This window comes from Kribbella sp. NPDC050470, assembly GCF_044458365.1.
GTDB lineage: Bacteria > Actinomycetota > Actinomycetes > Propionibacteriales > Kribbellaceae > Kribbella.
Map to the genome: position 1 here is coordinate 147,345 of NZ_JBITHV010000014.1, position 18,648 is coordinate 165,992.

The following is an 18,648-nucleotide window of genomic DNA, read 5'->3' on the forward strand; positions in this document are numbered from 1 at the left end:
TCCAGGATCGAGCGGTCACGGGTGAGATCGAGTAGACCACTTCGGCGGTAAGGCGCTCGCCAAGTGGGCGGTGATGTGGGTGGGGTTGGTGATTGCGGAGCCGACGACGACGGCGTGCGCACCGGCGTCGAAGACGGCGCGAACGTCTTCGGGCGTCCTGATCCTGCCCTCGGCGACCACGGGGCAATCCACCGCGGCGGCAAGTCGCCGGACCAGGTCGACGTCCGGTCCGGTCGGCGTACCGCCGTCGGTGTAGCCGGACAGGGTGGTCGCGACCAGGTCGGCGCCGGCTGCGCGGGCAGCGACGCCTGCGTCGAAGGTGTCCACGTCCGCCAGGATTGGTACACCCAGCTCGGCGTGGATGCGGCCGATCTGATTGCTCAGCGACTGGCCGTCCGGCCGCGGTAGGAGGGTCGCATCCAGCGCGACCAGGTCTGCGCCGGCTGCCACGACTCCCGCAGCTGCTTCGAACGTCGGGGTGATGAACACGCCCGACGGGTCGCCGACCTTGTGGATACCGATGATCGGCAGCATCGTGACGGCCCGGATCGCGGCGATGTGCTCGGGACCGTTGGCGCGGATCGCAGCCGCGCCGCCCAACTCGGCGGCTCGCGCCATCAGAGCCATCAGCTCCGCGGAGTCGAACGGGTCTCCCGGGATGGACTGGCACGACACCACCAGGCTGCCGGGCGGCAGCGCCCTCACGAGCGGTGGGTGATGATCAGGTCGGCGTACGGGCCAGGCGGACTGGTCGCCAAGCGCTCGGCGCCGTCGAGGGATGTGCCGGCGGCGGGCACGAGCTGCACCCGGCCAGGCACGGCTGCGCGGACCGGACCGAGCAGCTGGTCGCCCGCACCGGCGAACAGGCCGCCTACGCACGCCACTGGGACTTCACCTCGTCCCGCGAGCGTTGCGACGGCCGCGTCGATCGTCTCTGCGATGTCCCGTGCGGCCAGTACGACGAGGTCCGTCGCGACCGGATCACCTTCGGCGGCACAACGCAGTACCTCCGGAGCGAACCGGGCGACGTCGTCCACCAGAGTGGCGGACTTGTAGAGCGTCACCGGATCCAGTGTGGTGTCCGCGAGCTTCGTGGCCGGTCCACGACCGTCCCGAGCCCGCTGTACGGCGACCAGCCCGGCGCGACCGATTGCGAAGGCGCTCCCGGCGTCGCCGAACAGGTACCCGTGGCCGTCCACCTTGTGCCAGGAGCCGTCCCGGTCGACGGCGAGACAGACCAGTCCGGTGCCGGCAGCAACCACTACGCCGTACCCGTCCGCCAGAGCGCCTGCATGCGCGGTCACCATGTCCTGCGTCAGCCGCACCTCACCGGCGTCCAGCAGCTCGGCTACCTGCGCAGCAAGCTCCTGTGCGACCTCGCGGACGGGCGGGAACCCGGTCAGCCCGAGTGCGACGACCTCGACAGGTCCAGCAAGGTCTGCAGCGGCTGCGGCGGTCCGAATTGCCTCCAGCAACCGCGGGATGCTGTCCGGTCCGTGCACGTAGCCCGGGCCGGTGCCGACCTGCCCGGTGGGGAGCACTCGCAGTCTGAGGGCGGACTGCCCACCGTCGATGGCAACGCTCGTCATACCGGTCTTCCTCTTGGCCTGTCCTCGCGCCCTACTCTGGCGCGAACCGGGCGCCCAGGTAAAGGACCTCGATTAGACCACTCAGCCACGGCCTAAGGCTCGATGTTCGACATGACGTGCTTGATCCTCGTGTAATCCTCGAGGCCGTACATCGAGAGGTCCTTGCCGTAGCCGGAGTGCTTGAAGCCGCCGTGCGGCATCTCGGCGACGATCGGGATGTGGGTGTTGATCCAGACGCAGCCGAAGTCGAGGCGGCGGGCCATCCGCAGCGCGCGGCCGTGGTCGCGGGTGAACACCGACGAGGCCAGGCCGTACTCGACGCCGTTCGCCCAGCGCAGCGCCTCGTCCTCGTCGGTGAACTGCTGGACGGTGACGACTGGTCCGAAGATCTCCTGCTGGATCGCCTCGTCGTCCTGCCGCAGTCCGGAGACCACGGTCGGCGCGTAGAAGTAGCCACGGTCACCGACTGCCTGCCCGCCGGTGCGCAGCGTCGCGTGGTCGGGCAGCCGGTCGATGAAGCCGCTGACCCGGCTGAGCTGGTTGGCGTTGTTCAGGGCGCCGTACGTGACGTCCGGATCGTCGGGCTGCCCGGTCTTGATGTCGCGCGCGAGGTCGGAGATGGCGTCGACGAAATCGTCATGGATCCGCGGTCCGGCCAGCACCCGAGTGGCCGCGGTGCAGTCCTGGCCGGCGTTGAAGTAGCCCGCGTCCGCGATCGCCTGGGCCGCCTTCTCCAGATCGGCGTCGTCGAAGACCACGACCGGAGCCTTGCCGCCGAGCTCGAGGTGCGTGCGCTTCAGCTGCCGGGACGCGGCGGACGCGACCTCCATCCCGGCCCGGACCGATCCGGTGATCGCGACGAGCTGTGGGATCTCGTGATCGACCAGCGCGCGACCGGTGTCCCGGTCGCCGCACACGACGTTGAACACACCAGGCGGCAGGAACTCACCGCACAGCTCGGCCAGCAGCACAGTCGACGCCGGTGTGGTGTCACTCGGCTTCAGGACGACGGTGTTGCCGGCCGCGAGCGCCGGTGCGATCTTCCAGATCGCCATCATCAACGGGTAGTTCCACGGCGTGACCTGCCCGACGACGCCGATCGGCTCCCGCCGGATCCACGAAGTGTGGCCGGCCAGGTACTCACCGGCCGACCGGCCCTCCAGCACCCGGGCAGCGCCGGCGAAGAACCGCAACTGGTCCACACTGGGCGGCACCTCGTCGCTCGCGGTCAGCGACAGCGGCTTGCCCGTGTTCCGGCTCTCCACCTGCACGAACTCGTCCGCGCGCTGCTCCATCGCGTCGGCGATCTTCAGCAGCGCCAGCTGCCGCTCGGCCGGCGTGGTGTCCCGCCAGGTCTCGAACGCACGGGCCGCCGCGGTGATCGCCTGGTCGACGTCCTCGGGTCCGGACAGCGGCGCCTGCGTGTAGACCGCGCCGGTCGCCGGCTCGATGACGTCGTACGTCGCTCCACTGAGCGCACCCACCGACTTGCCGTCCACGAAGTTCCTGAGCTCAGCCATGTCAGTCCCTATCTCGTCGATCGATCACCGAAGACGCGGACGCCTTCGACGTAGGTGGCCCGCACCCGGGCCTCGGCAATCTCCGCGACCGGTCCGGCGAACGGATCCCGGTCGAGGACGGCCAGGTCCGCGAGCGCGCCGGCCTGGATCCGTCCGGTCTCGTCCTCGTGGTTCAGCCACGCGCTCCCCGAGGTGTACGCCGCCAACGCGGTCGCCAGGTCCAGCGCCTGCTCGGGCAGGAACGGGTCGGTGTCGTCAGGCGAGCTCCGATTCACCGCGACATGTACGGCGGCCAGCGGATCCGGACTCGACACCGGCCAGTCGGAACCGGCCGCGAGCCGTGCGCCCGACCGGGCGAGGTCGCCGAACGGGTACTGCCACCCGGACCGCTCCGGCCCGAGGAACGGAAGCGTGAGGTCGACCATCTGCGCGTCCCGGACTGCCCACAACGCCTGCAGGTTCGCCGTGACGCCGAGCTGGGCGAACCGGGCGATGTCCTCGGGATGCACCACCTGCAAGTGCGCGATGTGGTGCCGCAGGTCGCGGTCGCCGTTCGCGTTCAGTGCGGCTTCGAACGCGTCCAGCGCCTCGCGGACCGCGCGGTCGCCGATCGCGTGCACATGGACCTGGAAGCCTTCGGCGTCGAGCTTGGTGATGTTGTCTCGCAGCTCGATCGGATCCACGAACGACAGGCCGGCGTTGGCGGTGCGGCAACCACATCCGTCGAAGTACGGCTCGAGCATTCCGGCGGTGAAGTTCTCGGCCACGCCGTCCTGCATGATCTTCACGCTGCGGGCGCGGAACCGGCCGACGCTCAGGGCGTCGCGCCGTACCGTCAGGTCGGAGATTTGCTCGGGGCCACGGTCGCGTTGCCACCACAGCGCGCCGACCACGCGTGCTGTCAGGCGGCCTGCGGCCGCCAGCTCGGCGTACGCCGGACCTGGGTCGCTCATGTTCGCGTAGTCGCCGACGATCGCGTCCTGCCAGCCGGTGATGCCGAGCGAGTGCAGGTACGTCTGCGCGTCGGTCAGCGCGTCGACGAGCTCTTGGTGAGTCGTGGGTGGGACGTGGCGGCCGACGAGGTCCATAGCGCCCTCGTGCAGGGTGCCGGTCGGTACGCCGTCCGGTCCGCGTTCGATCCGTCCGTCGGGCGGGTCCGGGGTCCGCGCGTCGATGCCGGCGAGCTCGAGCGCGCGCGTGTTGACCCAGGCGCCGTGGTGGTCGGCGTTCACCAGGAAGGCGAGGCGGTCCGGGACCACGGTGTCGAGATCGGCCGCGGCGGGCGCTCCGTTGGCGAAGTCCGGCTGGTGCCAGCCGCCGCCGAGGATCCACGGGACGTCCGGGTGACTTCCGGCGTACGTCGAGATCCGTTCGAGGTACGCCGGGAGGCCGGACGCCGGCGAGAGGTCGCAGCGGGCGCGTTCGAGGCCGCCCTGGACCGGGTGAACGTGGGCGTCCACGAAACCGGGCAGCAGCAAGCCGCCGTCGAGGTCGACCACGTCGGTCGCCGGGCCGATCAGCCTCGTCAGGTCCGGCGCGACCGCGACGATCCGGCCGGACCGAACGCCGACCGACAGGCCGGGCCGGTGCCGGTGGCCGTCGAAGACCGCGCCGTTGACGAACACTGTGTCCACCCGACCACCTCCCACGCAGTACGGATTCCGCATCAGATCGCGTCGTCAGCCACTGACATCGACACCATATCGGTTTGTTTGGCACGAAATCACTTGCCTGCGCGCGTTACGGGGGGCAGGATGTGGGAACGGCAAACCACCTGACGAAGGGACCGACATGCCGTCCGACATGCTCGACGACGCCGGCTTCGCCCACCTGCAGCAGTCGGCGCGCGACCACCTGTGGATGCACTTCACCAGGTTGTCGAGCTACCAGCAGGCCGACGTACCGGTGATCGTCCGGGGCGACGGCGTGCACGTGTACGACGCCCGCGGCAAGCGCTACCTGGACGGTCTGGCCGGGCTGTTCGTCAGCCAACTGGGCCACGGCCGCACGGAGCTCGCCGAGGCGGCGGCCAAGCAGGCCGCGGAGCTGGCGTTCTTCCCGCTCTGGTCGTACGCGCACCCCAAGTCGATCGAGCTGGCCGAACGCATCGCCGGCTACGCGCCCGGTGACCTGAACCGGGTCTTCTTCACCAGTGGCGGCGGCGAGGCGGTCGAGTCCGCCTGGAAGCTGGCCAAGCAGTACTTCAAGCTCACCGGCAAACCCGGTAAGCACAAGGTCATCAGCCGCGCGATCGCCTACCACGGCACCCCGCATGGCGCGCTGTCGATCACCGGACTACCGGAGCTGAAGGCGCCGTTCGAGCCACTGGTGCCGAGCACGTTCCGGATCCCGAACACCAACATCTACCGGGCCCCGGTGCACGGCGACGAGCCGGCCGCGTTCGGCCGCTGGGCCGCAGACCAGATCGCGGTCGCCATCGAGAACGAGGGCCCGAGCACCGTCGCCGCCGTCTTCCTCGAACCGGTCCAGAACGCCGGCGGCTGCTTCCCGCCGCCGCCCGGCTACTTCGACCGGGTCCGCGAGATCTGCGACGAGTACGACGTACTGCTCGTCAGCGACGAGGTGATCTGCGCCTTCGGCCGGCTCGGCCACATGTTCGGCGCAGAACGCTACGGCTACCAGCCCGACATCATCACCTGCGCGAAAGGCCTCACCTCCGGCTACGCACCGCTCGGCGCGATGATCGCGACCGACCGGCTGGCCGAACCGTTCCTGCACGGCGACACCACGTTCGCCCATGGCTACACCTTCGGTGGCCACCCCGTATCCGCCGCGGTCGCGCTGACCAATCTGGACATCTTCGAGCGCGAAGGCATCAACGAGCACGTCCGGGCCCGGGAGGGGGAGTTCCGGGCGACGCTCGAGAAGCTGCTCGATTTGCCCTTGGTCGGCGACGTCCGCGGCGACGGATACTTTTACGGCATCGAACTGGTCAAGGACAAGGCCACCAAGGAAACCTTCGACGACGAGGAGTCCGAACGCCTCCTCCGCGGCTTCCTCTCCAAGGCGCTGTTCGACGCCGGCCTCTACTGCCGAGCCGACGACCGCGGCGACCCCGTCATCCAACTCTCCCCACCCCTGATCTGCGACCAACCCCACTTCGACGAAATGGAACAAATCCTCCGCTCAGTCCTCACCGAAGCGGAATCCAAGCTGTAGTAGATCTTCCCCACGCGTGCTACGCGCGCTCCCACCCACCCGATTCCATGCAGGCTGCCGCCCGCGTCGGCGGGCTTATCGCCCGCGCTCGACCACTGACCACCGTCCGTCAGCAAGACGACTCCTATCGTGGCGACCGCTCCCCTGAACCGTCAGCCCATCGATCGAGGATGTGCTCAGCGGAGTCGCGCCACGTCGCGTCCGGGCGAAGAGAGTCGACCACAAACTCTCAAGGCCCTCATCACACCGACAGCACATGCGCGCCAAGGCGCCCGTTTGCCTTACGACGTGCTCACTCGCTGTCTGGAGTCGACGCGGACAATTCCTCCAGCAGATCGCCCTGACCTTCCGGGGCTGGTTCGATACAGCGCATGCCGCCAAGCGCTTCGTGTCCGTCGAGCTTCAACAGGTCGTTGTCCCACGTGTAAAGCGTGGTGCATCCTGCCCGCAGAGCGCTGGCGAGATGAATTGCGTCAGGTCCTCTTAGTTGATGAGCGACTGCGAGTTGGGCTGCCTCCAGCCCTAGGAACTGATCCAGTTCGACGAACAAGAAGTCGTTGTCGTGAAAATAGGCTCGCACGCTAGCTACCTTTCCTGCCCGGTCGTCAGGCGGAACGTGTGAGCCACGGATGTTTCCATTGCCAAGAACTTCGGCGATCACCAGCGGACTTAACGTCAGCCTGAGCAGCCCGCGTTGTCCCGCCGAGAGGACCCAGAGACTCGGCCGAAGTCGGTCTTGATCCGCAACACTTGCACTCGGTGCGAAGACATTGATGATCACGCACGAGTCAACGTACACATTCGGCTTGTCAACCACGCTGCGCCCGAATGAAGTCGACCGAGTCCAGGCCACCAGTCCAGTCATCACCCAAAATACCTACGAGTTGTTCGACTGGTCGCGGTGGTTGCTTCGCCAGGGAGGCTATCGTGCGCGCTCGCATTGTTACCTTCTGGCCTGTCGCGTTGCGGGACAAGGTGCCAGTGACAACAACCGGAGTGTCGATCGACTGCTTGACGGCCTCATCCAACTCTGGTCCGAACGTCACCCTCATCGCGGCACCAGTCCGCTCATCAATCAACCCGAACTCGCGAACCTTCCGGAAGTTCACTTTGTCGAGGATTCCTTGCACCGAACCTATGCTGACGACCTTGCTGGCGACGGCCTCCTCGGCGTTTCGCGCAAGCACCTCGTCGATCTTCACAAGAGTGGCTCCCACAGATACTGAGATCTCGGTGATCCCACCCTTGCCCCTCACCCCAGCCAACTGCTGGGCGTAGCTCATCATGGGCAACGTAAACCCGTGAGGGATGGTCGACGACTCGTGAAGCGTGGCGAGTCCGCGCAGGACCGTATCCACTGCTTGCTCAGGATCACCACTGTCACCCGACCGCGATGCCACCAGCCCGATGCGAAGACTCCCCTCCGCGAGGGTCGAGACCTGCCAAGCAACCTTTTCTCGCGACGCGCCATCGAGCAGTTTCAGCATCGCCTGTGCGGCAGTTAGAAAGCAGCTCGCCGCCATCTCACCCCTTGGGCCTTCCAAGGAGAGCTGAAGCTCGTCCATTGTGCCTCCTCCGGCGTGCGCTCGCAGGTTGCTGACAATTGTGCCTGCCCACACCCCCAGTTTGCCACCACCTCACGGCGTATCCACGATCTTGCGAGCGATCGAGTAAGTTGCCGGCGCTCTGAGGTGCCGAACAAGTGTGACCTGTCGCCGTTTGCACCTCCGCCTCGCGAGATACGGTCGCCACCCGTGGCGGACTGCATTCGGAGTCGATGCTCGCAGCAACAGAATCGCATCGCGAGACTCAGCAGCTCAGGCTGGCTACGACAACCTGCACCCCGACTCGCGCGGAAATTCCTAGACACTGTCGCTGTTCACGACCTCGCCCGCCGTCGCGTTGCGGTGCAAGTCTGCCTGCGACTTGAAGTAGCTGACGTGGACATGCGTGCAGGCTGGCGGCAACTGAGCGTCGTCGTGTCGTGATGGCGTGACCACAGTGCTCCGGCGGATGGGGCCGCGTTGGTGGTCGATGGCGCGCGGCAGCGCGCGGGGGGCGGCGGTAGCCGCAGGTGCGGGCGGTAGCACGCAGAGCCATGGGTGGGTGGGAGCGGGCGTAGCGGGGGCGACGTAGGAGCCCTTGCGTAGCTCGCGTGGGTCGACCACATGCGCGTGGGGTCGACCACAGCTAGAAGTCGAAGCCGAGGCCTAGGCGGTCCAGGGTTTGGAGCCAGGGGTTTCGGTGGCCGGCGTTCTTGTCGGCTTGGGACATCGACCAGCGGGTCAGGTGGATGGCGGCTGCGCGGAGGGGTTCGGGTGGGAAGGGGAGGGGGCGTTCGCGGACCATGCGGAGCGCAGTGCGGTCGGTGGATTCGCCGTACAGGAGGTCGAGCATGACGTCGGCGCCGAAGCGGGTGGCGGCTACGCCCAGGCCGGTGTAGCCGAGGGCGTAGCTGAGGCGACCCGAATGTGCGGTGCCGAAGAAGGCGCAGAACCGGGTGCTGGTGTCGATGACGCCGCCCCAGCCGGGGGGTGAAGCGGAGGCCTTCCAACTGGGGGAAGGTCTGGAAGAAGTGCCGGGCGAGCATGAGGTGGATGTCGTCGCGTTGTTCCAGGGCGGGGTTGATGCGGCTGCCGTAGTAGTAGAGCGGTGTGTAGCCGCCCCACAGGATGCGGTCGTCGCGGGTAAGGCGGTAGTAGTGGAAGAGGTTCGACGCGTCACCGACACCCTGCCGCCGTTGCCAGCCGATGGAGGCAAGCTGAGCCGAGGACAGCGGCTCGGTGACGAGCACGAGGTCGTAGACGGGCACCGTGTAGAGCCGCAGTCGTCGAAGCAACGACGGGAAGGCGTTGGTGGCCAACGCGATCCGGTCCGCGCGGACCGAACCCATTGCCGTCGACAACCACCCGGACCGCAGGTGACGCACGCGAGTGTTCTCGTAGATCCGTACGCCGAGCCCCAGGCATGCCGCACGCAGTCCCCAAGCCAGTCGCGCCGGCTCGACCAGAGCAGTGTTCGTCACGTCGAGCAGTCCGCCGAGATAGGTAGGTGAGTTCACCTCAGCGCGTACGGCGTCCTGGTCCAGCAACGTCACGTCATCGCGCACAGCAGCTTCCGCAGCCATCTCCGCAACATGATGGGGCGCGGTCGCGACGGTGAGCTCTCCGGTACGGCGCCAGTCGCAGTCGATCCCGAGTCGCTCGATGGTGTCGCCGATCGCGTCCAGGTTCTCCCGGCCGAGTCGTTCGATGACGGGCATCTCGTCCGGCCAGCGGGCCTGGCCGTTCGCGAACCCGTGGGTCAGGCTGGCGTCGCAGAATCCACCGTTGCGTCCACTCGCGGCGGACCCGCAGGTGTACGCCTCGAGCAGCACGATGTCGAGCTCCGGGTAGCGCTCCTTCGCCCGGAGCGCCGTCCACAGGCCGGTGTAGCCGCCACCGACGACGGCCAGACCCGCGACCTCGTCGCCACGCAGCGGCGGCAGCGCCTCCGGGGCCGACTTGTCGTCGAGCCAGAAGACCAGCGGTTCTGCCTCGCTGAGAGGCGACGTCATCGGGTCCTTCGCCGGCGGGCGAGCTCGCCGCCGAGCACGAGGACGAGGGCGAGCACGAACATCGCCGTACCGACGACGTTGATCTGTGGTGGGAGGTCGCGTTGCGCCGAGCCCCAGACGAACATCGGGAACGTCACCGTGGTCCCGGCGTTCAGGTTGGTGATGATGAAGTCGTCGAAGGACAGCGAGAAGCTCAGCAGGGCGGCGGCCAGGATGCCGGGGAAGACCATCGGGAAGGTGATCCGCCAGAACGTCTGCCACTCGTTGGCGTAGAGGTCCATCGCGGCCTGTTCCAGCCGGGCGTCCATCCCGGTCAGCCGGGCCTTCACGGTCACCACCACGAAGGACAGGCAGAACATCACGTGTGCGATCAGCACGGTCCAGAACCCGAGCTGTCCGCCGAAGCCGCTGGACACGAACAGCGCGAGCAGGGCCGAGCCGAGCACGATCTCCGGCGAGGCCATCGGCAGGAAGATGAACAGGTTCGTCGCGGACCGGCCGCGGAACCGGTGCCGCACCATCGCGAATGCCATCAGCGTGCCCAGCGCGGTGGCGATGACGGTGGCCAGCAGGCCGATCCGCAGGCTGGTGCTGACCGCTTCGCACATGCCGAGCGGCCGGCACGGGTTCAGCCAGTTGTCCCAGGTGAAGCCGTCGAACGTGTACGACAGCTTGCTCTCCGGCGCGTTGAACGACATCAGGATCACGACGGCGATCGGCGCGAACAGGTACAGCAGAACGAGCACCGCGAACACCATGATCAGGTGGCGTCCGACGAACCGGCCGGCTCTGGTCATACCAGGTCCTCCGTCCCGGCCCGCCGTACGTAGAAGAGCACGAGTACGACGATCGCGGCCATCAGCGTCACCGACAACGCGGCGGCGGTCGGGTAGGCGCCGGCGGCGAACAGGCGCTGGATGTCGTTGCCGATCATCCGCTGCTTCGGCGTGCCGAGCAGCTGGGCGTTGATGTAGTCACCCGCCGCCGGGATGAAGGTCAGCAGCGTGCCTGCGACCACTCCCGGCATCGACAGCGGCAGCGTGACCGTGCGGAAGGTCGTGAACGGCCCGGCGAACAGATCGCCGCCGGCCTCGATCAGCCGGCGGTCGATCCGCTCCAGGCTGGCGTACAGCGGCAGCACCATGAAAGGCAGGAAGTTGTACACCAGGCCGGTGACCACAGCGGCCGTTGTCGCCAGCAACCGCCCGTCCGGCCCGAGGATGCGGATCGTCTGCAGGAAGTCGACCACGAACCCGTTGTCGCTGAGCAGCAGCTTCCAGGACAGCGTCCGGATCAGGAAGCTGGTGAAGAACGGCGCGATTACCAGTGCCAGCATCAGGTTCTTCCACCGGCCGGCCTTGATCGCGATCGCATACGCGAGTGGGTACCCGATCAGCAGGCAGAGCGCGGTGGTGAGCAGCGCGTACCAGAGCGACCGGCCGAACGGGCGCGCGTAGTCGGCCATCGCGTCGACGAAGTTCTGCCAGTGCCAGGTCATCGCGAACCCGGTCTCGATCGAGCCGTTCGGGTCGTACAGGCTGGCGGCCAGCAGCGACACCAGCGGTACGGCGAAGAACAGCAGCAGCCAGAGTCCGCCCGGAAGCAGCAGCAGGTACGCCGTCAGCCGCCGGCCGGACCGCTGCGGTCTGCCGGCCGGGGGCGGCGCGGTCGCCCCCAACTGACCGACCGCGCTCACCCGGCACCGCCCGGATCGTCGATGTCCTCGACTCCGGCCAGCGCGTCCTGCCTGGCATCCAGCACGAACGTGTGCGACGGCTGCCAGTGCAAATCCACCTGGTCTCCGACCGCGAGCGTCTCCCGCGCCCCGGTGTTCTGCTCGAAGACCGTCAGCTCCTGGTCCCACGGCAGACGGGTCAGGTACTGCGTGCTCACACCGACGTAGCTGACGTCGGTCACGACCCCTCCGCGCAACTGGTTCACGCCGTTGCTCTGCTCCGTACCCGCCGGGGCCAGGAACACCTTCTCGGGCCGGATCCCCATCCAGACCTCGCCCTCGGTGACCCGGCACCGTGGCAGCGGCACAGTCACCTTGCGACCCTGGACGTCGAGGATCAGGTTCCCATTGGACGTGCCGATGATCGCGGCCCGGATCAGGTTCGACTGCCCGAGGAAGTTGGCCACGAACGTGGTGGCCGGCAGGTCGTACAGCTCGGCGGGCGTGCCGAGCTGCTCGATCAGGCCGCCGTTCATCACCGCGATGGTGTCGGCCATCGTCATAGCCTCTTCCTGGTCGTGCGTGACGTGCACGAAGGTGATGCCGACCTCGGTCTGGATCCGTTTCAGCTCGAGCTGCATCTGCCGGCGCAGCTTCAGGTCGAGCGCGCCCAGAGGCTCGTCCAGCAGCAGCACCTGCGGCCGGTTGATCAGGGCCCGCGCGAGCGCGACCCGTTGCTGCTGGCCACCGGACAGCTGGGCCGGCTTTCGCTTGCCGAAGGCACCGAGCTCGACCAGCTCGAGCATCTGCTCGACCTGCGGTTTCACGTCCTTGACGCCCCGGCGGCGCAGCCCGAACGCGACGTTCTCGAAGATGCTCAGGTGCGGGAACAGCGCATAGTTCTGGAACACCGTGTTGACCGGGCGTTTGTACGGGCGCAGTCCGGTGATGTCCTGCTCACCCAGCTGGATGGTTCCGGTGCTCGGTTCCTCCAGGCCGGCGATCATCCGCAGGGTGGTGGTCTTGCCGCAGCCGGACGGTCCGAGCAACGCGAAGAACGCGCCGGACGGGACGGTCAGCTCGACCTGGTCGACCGCGCGCTGACCGCCGTACAGCTTGCTGAGGCCGGTGAGGACTAGGTCACCTGACCGGGGTGGTGGGGCGGGGACGGTATCCGGTGCAGTCATGGGCTCAGCCCCCGATCGCGAGGTTGAAGTCGGTTTCGTAGAGCTTCGCCTGGGCCGTGTCCAGCGGCATGAAGGCGAACGTCTTGGCGAGCATCTCCTGGTCGGGGAAGATCAGCGGGTCCTCGACCAGCTCCGGGTCGATCGCCTCCATCGCCTCCTGGGCGCCCTCGACCGGGCAGATGTAGTTCACCCAGGCCGCCAGCGTGGCCGCGACCTCCGGGTCGTAGTAGTAGTTCATCAACGCTTCGGCGTTCGCCTTGTGGTCGGCCTTGTTCGGCACCATCAGGTTGTCCGACCACAGGTTGAGGCCCTCTTCGGGGACGACGAACTTGATGTCGGGGTTGTCCGCCTGCATCGCGATCACGTCGCCCGACCAGGCCTCGCAGGCGGCGATGTTGCCGGCGTTCAGGTCCTGCACGTAGTCGTTGCCGGTGAAGCGGCGGATCTGCCCGGAGGCGACCTTGTCCTGGAGCAGCTCGAGGGCCCTGCTCCACTCCGCGTCGTTGAAGTCGCCCGGGTCCGCGCCGGTCAGGCGCAGCATGAAGCCCATCGTGTCGGGCATCTCGGACAGCATCGTGATCCGGCCCTTGAGGTCCTCGCGGTTCAGCAGGTCGGCCATGCTGCCTACCTCCGAGGTGACCTTGGCGTTGTAGGCGATCCCGGTCAGCCCGCTCTGCCAGGGTGCGCTGTGGTCGCGGTTCGGGTCCCAGCTCGGCGCCTTGAGCGTCGCCAGCAGGTTGGCGTCGACGTTCGGGATGTTGGCGTGGTCGAGCTTCTGGATCCAGCCCAGCCCGATCATCCGGGCGGCCATCCAGTCGGTCAGCGCGAACAGGTCGCGGCCGCACGGCTCACAGGTCCCGAGCTGGTCGCGGACCTTGCCGTAGAAATCGGCGTTGTCGTTGACGTCGGCGGTGTAGGTTACCTTGATGCCGGTCGCGGCGTGGAACGCGGCCAGCGTGGGCGGCTCGGCCTTGCTGTCCTCCTCGTCCTCGTCGATGTAGCCCGGCCAGTTCGAGAAGATCAGCGCCTTCTGCTCCGCGGACAGGTCGGTACTGACGCACTCCCCTGCGGCCTGCGTGGCCGGCGGGATGCCACACCCGGTCAGCAGACCACCGCCGGCCAGCCCGAGGGCGGACAACGACATCCCCCGCAGCACGGTCCGGCGGCCGACAAGACGCTGATGACGCTGACTCATCGGACCCCCTAAAAGGCACCTTCCGCGGGCGATACTGTCAAACCGAACTGATCTAGACAAGGGATTCCGTAGCAATTCGGCTATCTTGCAACGAATTCCGCTGCGCCGACTTGCTTACGCCCCGTGACACTGAGAGGATCTCGGCGTGGCAGTGCGAACGGGGAATCCCGACAAGAACCAGGCGTTGCTGGACGACACCTCGAAGGCGATCATCGAGCAGCTCCAGCGGGACGGGCGCCGCTCGTACGCCGCCATCGGCAAGGCCGTCGGGCTGTCCGAGGCGGCGGTCCGGCAGCGGGTGCAGCGGCTGACCGACGCCGGCGTGATGCAGGTGGTCGCGGTCACCGATCCGCTCGAGCTCGGCTTCGACCGGCAGGCGATGATCGGGATCAAGGCGGAGGGCTCGCTGGAGCCGATCGCGGACGAGCTCGCGAAGATGGACGAGGTCGAGTACGTCGTGATCACGGCCGGCTCGTTCGACCTGCTGGCCGAGGTACTCTGCGAGAGCGACGAGCACCTGCTGCAGGTGCTGTCCGAGCGGATCCGGCAGATCGAGGGCGTGAAGGCGACCGAGACCTTCGTCTACCTCAAGTTGGTGAAACAGACCTATTCCTGGGGTGTGCGCTGATCCTTTGGGGGGACACCGGAGAGCCCGCGGAGCAGGCCGCCGGGCGGCCGAGGCTCGCGGCCGACCAGGACGCCGACGTGGCGATCGTCGGCGCCGGCTACACCGGCCTGTGGACCGCGTACTACCTGGCGAAGGCCGATCCGGCGTTGCGCATCGTCGTCCTCGAGGCCGAGACGGCCGGGTTCGGGGCGTCAGGTCGCAACGGTGGTTGGTGTTCCGCGTTCTTCCCGGCCTCGTCGCGCAAGCTGGCGGCGCTGCCCGGATCGAGTCGCGAGGCCGCGATCGAGATGCACCGGGCGATGCAGGCCACGGTCAACGAGGTCGGCCTGGTCAGCCAGGCCGAGGGCATCGACTGCGACTACCACAAGGGCGGCATGGTCGCGCTGGCGCGCAGCCCGGCCCAGCTCGCCCGCGCCCGCGCGATGGTTGCCGACGCCCACGAGTGGGGCCCTGGCGACCTGCACTTCCTCGATGCCGCTGAGGCGGTCCGCAAAGTGCACGCGACGAATGTGCTCGGGGCGGTCTTCACTCCACATTGCGCCGCCATCCATCCGGGCAAGCTGGTGCGCGGGCTGGCGGACGTCGTCGAGCGCCTCGGCGTGACGATCCACGAGCAGACGCCGGTGACCAGGATCGGGCCGGGCGGTGCGGTCACGCCGTACGGCGTTGTGCGGGCCGATGTCGTGGTCCGGGCGACCGAGGGGTTCACGCCGGCGCTGAAAGGACACACGCGGACGTTGCTGCCGGTCTACTCGCTGATGGTCGCCACCGAGCCGCTCGACGACGCGACCTGGGCGCGGATCGGGCTGGCGGACCGGCCGACGTTCAGCGACCTTCGGCACCTGATCGTCTACGGGCAGCGGACGGCCGACGGGCGGATCGCGTTCGGAGGCCGGGGTGCGCCGTACCACCTCGGTTCCCGGGTCAAGCCGTCGTACGACGAGGTGCCCCGGGTCTTCGCGTCGCTGCGGACAACCGTGCGGGAGCTGTTCGAGGGACTCGACGAGGTCCGGTTCACGCATGCTTGGGGCGGGCCGGTCGGTGTCGCGCGGGACTGGTGCGCGTCGGTCGGTCTCGACCGTGAGTCCGGGCTGGCCTGGGCTGGTGGGTACGTCGGGGACGGCGTGAGTACGGCGAACCTCGCCGGGCGGACCCTGACCGATCTGATCCTGCGCCGGGACACCGCGATCACCCGGCTGCCCTGGGTCGGGCATCAATCCCGCCGGTGGGAGCCGGAACCGCTGCGGTGGCTCGGGATCAACGCCGCCCGGCGTGCCGTGACGGTCGCGGACGCCGAGGAACAACTGACCGGCCGCAACAGCCAGATCGCCCGCCTGCTCGCCCCGCTGCTCGGGGACTAACGCACGGCGAGGTGCGCGGAGTCGGCCATCAGCGATTCGAGCGGCAGGCCGGACAGCGGGATGCTCGGCCGCATCCAGTCGTTGAGGATCGGCTCCTCGGTCACGTGACCGATCAGCTCGGTGCGGCTGAGCTCGAAGACGTGCGCCGGGTTGCCGGTCAGGTCGACGACGGTCCGCATCAGCCGCGCGGCCTGGTCCTCCCAGAGGATGTCGCCCTGGTCGATCTGGTCCGGGCGGATCAGCAGCACGTCGACGTCGCTCACGAGGTCACCGCCGCCGCGTGCGATCGCGCCGTACAGGCTGGCGTGCACCGGCGGGATCCGCCAGGCGCTGATCTCGTCCGCGAGCCGGCCGGTGAGGGTGCTGCGCAGATCCGCGAGGAACTCCACGGCCGGGGCGACGAGGTGCTTGCGATTGAGGTGGTACAGCAACGAGTTGCCGACGTCGTCGACGTGCACCAGGCCGGTCGTGGCCAGTCGTTGCAGCACCAGCCGGACGCCGGCGACGCTGCCGGTCCCGGCGAGCTTGTGGATCTGCCGCCCGGACAGGCCGCCTTCGCTGCGCGCGAGTACCTGCAACACGGGGCCGTCCAACGACGGGATGACGGTGCTGATCGGGCTTCTGAGATCCATGGCGGCACCCACGATAATTAGCAGTTGCCCACCGAGAGTAATCATCGTGACAGGACAGCAACTCTTGCTCAGGGCAACTACAGGCCCTGGGCGGTGGACCGGAGGGTGGGCGTGGTGCGGAGCTCGGTGGTGAACGCGTAGCGGTCACCGCGATAGAGGGCGGAGGTGTACTCGAAGACGCGGTCGCGGCGGTCGAAGCTGATGCCGTGCACGGCGAGGCAGGGCTGGCTGGTCGGGATGCCGAGCCAGCCGGCGGTCTTGGCGTCCGGCATGACCGGCTCGATTCGGGAGGTGCCGCTGACGTGGTCGATGCCGTACCGCGTCTCGAGCACCTCGTACAGCGAGCCGCTCAGGTCACCGGCCTGCAGACCGGGGACGTACCCGGCCGGGAGCGTGGTGCGCTCGACAACCATCGGCACGTCGTCGGCGAGCCGGAGCCGGGTGAACGTGATGATCGGGTCGCCGACCGGGATCCGCAGCCGGCGCGCGGCGGCCCGCTCGGCCTTCTGGTGCCGGAACTCGATCATCGTGCTGCCCGGGCGCATCCCGCGCCGCCGGACGTCCTCGGAGAAGCCGATCATGCCCAGCCACTTCGCCACCTTCGGCCGGGTCGTGTACGTCCCGCTGCCGTGCCGGCGCACGAGCAGTTCCTCTATCACCAGCTCGTCGACGGCCCGGCGCAGCGTCATCCGGGCCACGTTCCAGCGCACCGCGAGCTCGCGCTCCGGCGGCAGCGCGGCGCCTTCGGGCAGCGAGTCGATCAAGCTGAGCAGCAACGCCCGGATCTCGGCAGCCTTCCCGGGCAGCGAACCATGCATTGGTCTTGGGTAGCACCGGCACCGGGTCGTCAGAAAGCTCTTCCACACCGATCGAAACGTTTGATTCCGGCAACGAACCTGGTAGACCACTTCCGCCGGCGATCCCGCGAAGAAGTAACCTCCGAGGCATGGGGACGCGTGAACAAGCTTCGACCGCGGTCGTCATCGGGGCCGGGATCGGCGGCCTGGCGGCCGCGGTGGGACTGCAGCGGATCGGCTGGTCGGTCACCGTGCTCGAGCGGGCGCCGATCATCGCCGAGGTCGGTGCGGGCCTGACGGTCTGGCCGAACGCGGAGCGGGCGCTGGACGCGCTGGGCGTCGAGATCCGGTCCCGGTCGATCCCGACCATCTCCCGCGGCAACCTCCGGGCGCCGTCCGGCCGCTGGCTGCGGCACCGTCACCCCGAGGATGTCGGCGTACTCGCGATCCATCGGGCCGACCTGCACGACGTACTGCGCAAGGAGCTGCCGGACGAGGCGCTGCACACCGACGCCGAGGTGGTGTCGGTGTCGCCCGAGGGCACCGTGGTCTGTGCGGACGGCCAGGAGTTCACCGGCGACCTGGTGATCGCGGCCGACGGGGTCAACAGCGTGACCCGGCGCAGCCTGTGGTCCGGCGATCCGGTCTTCCAGCATCGATGTGTCTGGCGAGGGGTGACGCCTCCCGGATCCGTGTGGCCGGTGCAGGAGACGATGACACTCGGCCGTGGGGTGCAGGCCGGCGTACTCCCACTCCCGGACGAGCGCGTCTACTGGTTCCTGATGGTCAACACCGCTCAGCCGAACCAGATGTACGGCGACGATCGCGCCGAGGTGCTGCGTCGGGTCCGGCACTGGCACCGCCCGATCCCGGAGCTCGTCGCGGCGACGCCCGAGGACCAGGTGCTGCACAACGACATCGTCGACCTCGACCCACTGCCGACGTACGTGAAGGATCGCGTCGTGCTGCTCGGCGACGCAGCGCACGCAATGTCGCCGGACCTCGGCCAAGGCGCCTGCCAGGCGATCGAGGACGCCGTCGTCCTGGCCGCAGTCCTCGCCGCTGACAAGCTGCCCGAGGCGCTGAAGCGGTACGACGAGCAGCGCCGGGCGCGGCTGAAGCCGATGAAGGAGGCGGCCCGTGCGTCCTTGAAGCGGACCTCGAACACCGGCCTGGTCGCTCATCTGGCGGTCTCGCTCGCCGCCCGGCTGATCCCGCCTGCGGCCTGGCGGAAGGCGACCGCGCAGTGGTCCGAGTGGACGCCGCCCGAGCTGCCGAAATGAAAAACAAGCACGCTTGATTCTTTTTCCCGGGCGTGCAACGCTCGG

The 18,648-nt window shown here is 68.2% G+C and carries 17 protein-coding genes; 4 read left to right on the plus strand and 13 right to left on the minus strand.

All coding sequences use genetic code 11. From position 1 onward, the window contains the following. Positions 1-15 precede the first annotated feature (15 nt). From ACIBGM_RS37895 to ACIBGM_RS37910, 4 genes are all read right to left on the minus strand, one after another. A complete protein-coding gene (locus tag ACIBGM_RS37895; protein ID WP_396388285.1) occupies positions 16-705 on the minus strand; it encodes an N-acetylmannosamine-6-phosphate 2-epimerase in 690 nt (229 codons plus the stop codon). After that, complete coding sequence (locus ACIBGM_RS37900) at positions 702-1,589, minus strand: N-acetylglucosamine kinase (RefSeq protein ID WP_396388286.1); 888 nt, start codon at positions 1,587-1,589, stop codon at positions 702-704. The genes ACIBGM_RS37895 and ACIBGM_RS37900 overlap by 4 nt, the downstream gene beginning before the upstream one ends. 92 nt (positions 1,590-1,681) lie before the next feature. After that, the gene (locus ACIBGM_RS37905) at positions 1,682-3,109 is read right to left on the minus strand and encodes a gamma-aminobutyraldehyde dehydrogenase (RefSeq protein ID WP_396388287.1); all 1,428 of its coding nucleotides are present in this window, start codon (positions 3,107-3,109) and stop codon (positions 1,682-1,684) included. 8 nt (positions 3,110-3,117) lie between these two features. Continuing rightward, positions 3,118-4,743 (minus strand): amidohydrolase, encoded by a 1,626-nt coding sequence (locus ACIBGM_RS37910; RefSeq protein WP_396388288.1) that lies wholly within the window; start codon positions 4,741-4,743, stop codon positions 3,118-3,120. 157 nt (positions 4,744-4,900) lie between these two features. Here ACIBGM_RS37910 and ACIBGM_RS37915 point away from each other — a divergent pair, with 157 nt between their 5' ends. After that, positions 4,901-6,289, plus strand: coding sequence for an aspartate aminotransferase family protein (locus tag ACIBGM_RS37915; RefSeq protein ID WP_396388289.1), 1,389 nt, complete (start codon positions 4,901-4,903; stop codon positions 6,287-6,289). Between the two features lie 292 nt (positions 6,290-6,581). Here the strand turns inward: ACIBGM_RS37915 and ACIBGM_RS37920 are convergent, their stop codons facing one another. The 7 genes from ACIBGM_RS37920 to ACIBGM_RS37950 all read right to left on the minus strand — a co-directional run bounded on the left by ACIBGM_RS37920 (position 6,582) and on the right by ACIBGM_RS37950 (position 13,902). Then, entirely contained in the window at positions 6,582-7,154 is a 573-nt protein-coding gene (locus ACIBGM_RS37920) for a type II toxin-antitoxin system VapC family toxin (protein WP_360522901.1), read from the minus strand. Then, positions 7,099-7,854: a hypothetical protein gene (locus ACIBGM_RS37925; RefSeq protein ID WP_360522904.1), complete on the minus strand. Its 756-nt coding sequence runs from the start codon at positions 7,852-7,854 to the stop codon at positions 7,099-7,101. The genes ACIBGM_RS37920 and ACIBGM_RS37925 overlap by 56 nt, the downstream gene beginning before the upstream one ends. A gap of 314 nt (positions 7,855-8,168) precedes the next feature. After that, positions 8,169-9,845 (minus strand): NAD(P)/FAD-dependent oxidoreductase, encoded by a 1,677-nt coding sequence (locus ACIBGM_RS37930; protein ID WP_396388290.1) that lies wholly within the window; start codon positions 9,843-9,845, stop codon positions 8,169-8,171. Continuing rightward, complete coding sequence (locus ACIBGM_RS37935) at positions 9,842-10,642, minus strand: ABC transporter permease (RefSeq protein WP_360522909.1); 801 nt, start codon at positions 10,640-10,642, stop codon at positions 9,842-9,844. Before ACIBGM_RS37935 ends, ACIBGM_RS37930 begins: the two co-directional genes overlap by 4 nt. Continuing rightward, positions 10,639-11,541: an ABC transporter permease gene (locus ACIBGM_RS37940; RefSeq protein ID WP_396388291.1), complete on the minus strand. Its 903-nt coding sequence runs from the start codon at positions 11,539-11,541 to the stop codon at positions 10,639-10,641. The genes ACIBGM_RS37935 and ACIBGM_RS37940 overlap by 4 nt, the downstream gene beginning before the upstream one ends. Next, positions 11,538-12,707, minus strand: a complete 1,170-nt coding sequence (locus tag ACIBGM_RS37945) for an ABC transporter ATP-binding protein (protein WP_396388292.1) — start codon at positions 12,705-12,707, stop codon at positions 11,538-11,540. Before ACIBGM_RS37945 ends, ACIBGM_RS37940 begins: the two co-directional genes overlap by 4 nt. 4 nt (positions 12,708-12,711) lie before the next feature. Then, on the minus strand, positions 12,712-13,902 hold the full coding sequence (locus tag ACIBGM_RS37950) for a spermidine/putrescine ABC transporter substrate-binding protein (protein WP_360522918.1): 1,191 nt from the start codon (positions 13,900-13,902) through the stop codon (positions 12,712-12,714). 187 nt (positions 13,903-14,089) lie between these two features. Between ACIBGM_RS37950 and ACIBGM_RS37955 the strand changes: the two genes are divergently transcribed. Beyond that, positions 14,090-14,530: an Lrp/AsnC family transcriptional regulator gene (locus ACIBGM_RS37955; protein ID WP_396388372.1), complete on the plus strand. Its 441-nt coding sequence runs from the start codon at positions 14,090-14,092 to the stop codon at positions 14,528-14,530. A 77-nt stretch (positions 14,531-14,607) separates the two neighbouring features. After that, positions 14,608-15,891 carry an NAD(P)/FAD-dependent oxidoreductase gene (locus tag ACIBGM_RS37960; protein ID WP_396388293.1) on the plus strand — a complete coding sequence of 428 codons (1,284 nt, stop codon included), beginning with the start codon at positions 14,608-14,610 and terminating at the stop codon, positions 15,889-15,891. Here the strand turns inward: ACIBGM_RS37960 and ACIBGM_RS37965 are convergent. Together ACIBGM_RS37965 and ACIBGM_RS37970 are read right to left on the minus strand one after the other, a co-directional pair. Beyond that, on the minus strand, positions 15,888-16,523 hold the full coding sequence (locus ACIBGM_RS37965) for a hypothetical protein (RefSeq protein ID WP_396388294.1): 636 nt from the start codon (positions 16,521-16,523) through the stop codon (positions 15,888-15,890). The two genes, ACIBGM_RS37960 and ACIBGM_RS37965, sit on opposite strands and share 4 nt — an antisense overlap. Positions 16,524-16,600: 77 nt before the next feature. Continuing rightward, complete coding sequence (locus tag ACIBGM_RS37970) at positions 16,601-17,341, minus strand: GntR family transcriptional regulator (protein WP_360522930.1); 741 nt, start codon at positions 17,339-17,341, stop codon at positions 16,601-16,603. Between the two features lie 128 nt (positions 17,342-17,469). Here ACIBGM_RS37970 and ACIBGM_RS37975 point away from each other — a divergent pair, with 128 nt between their 5' ends. Continuing rightward, positions 17,470-18,603, plus strand: coding sequence for an FAD-dependent monooxygenase (locus ACIBGM_RS37975; protein WP_396388295.1), 1,134 nt, complete (start codon positions 17,470-17,472; stop codon positions 18,601-18,603). Positions 18,604-18,648 lie beyond the last annotated feature (45 nt).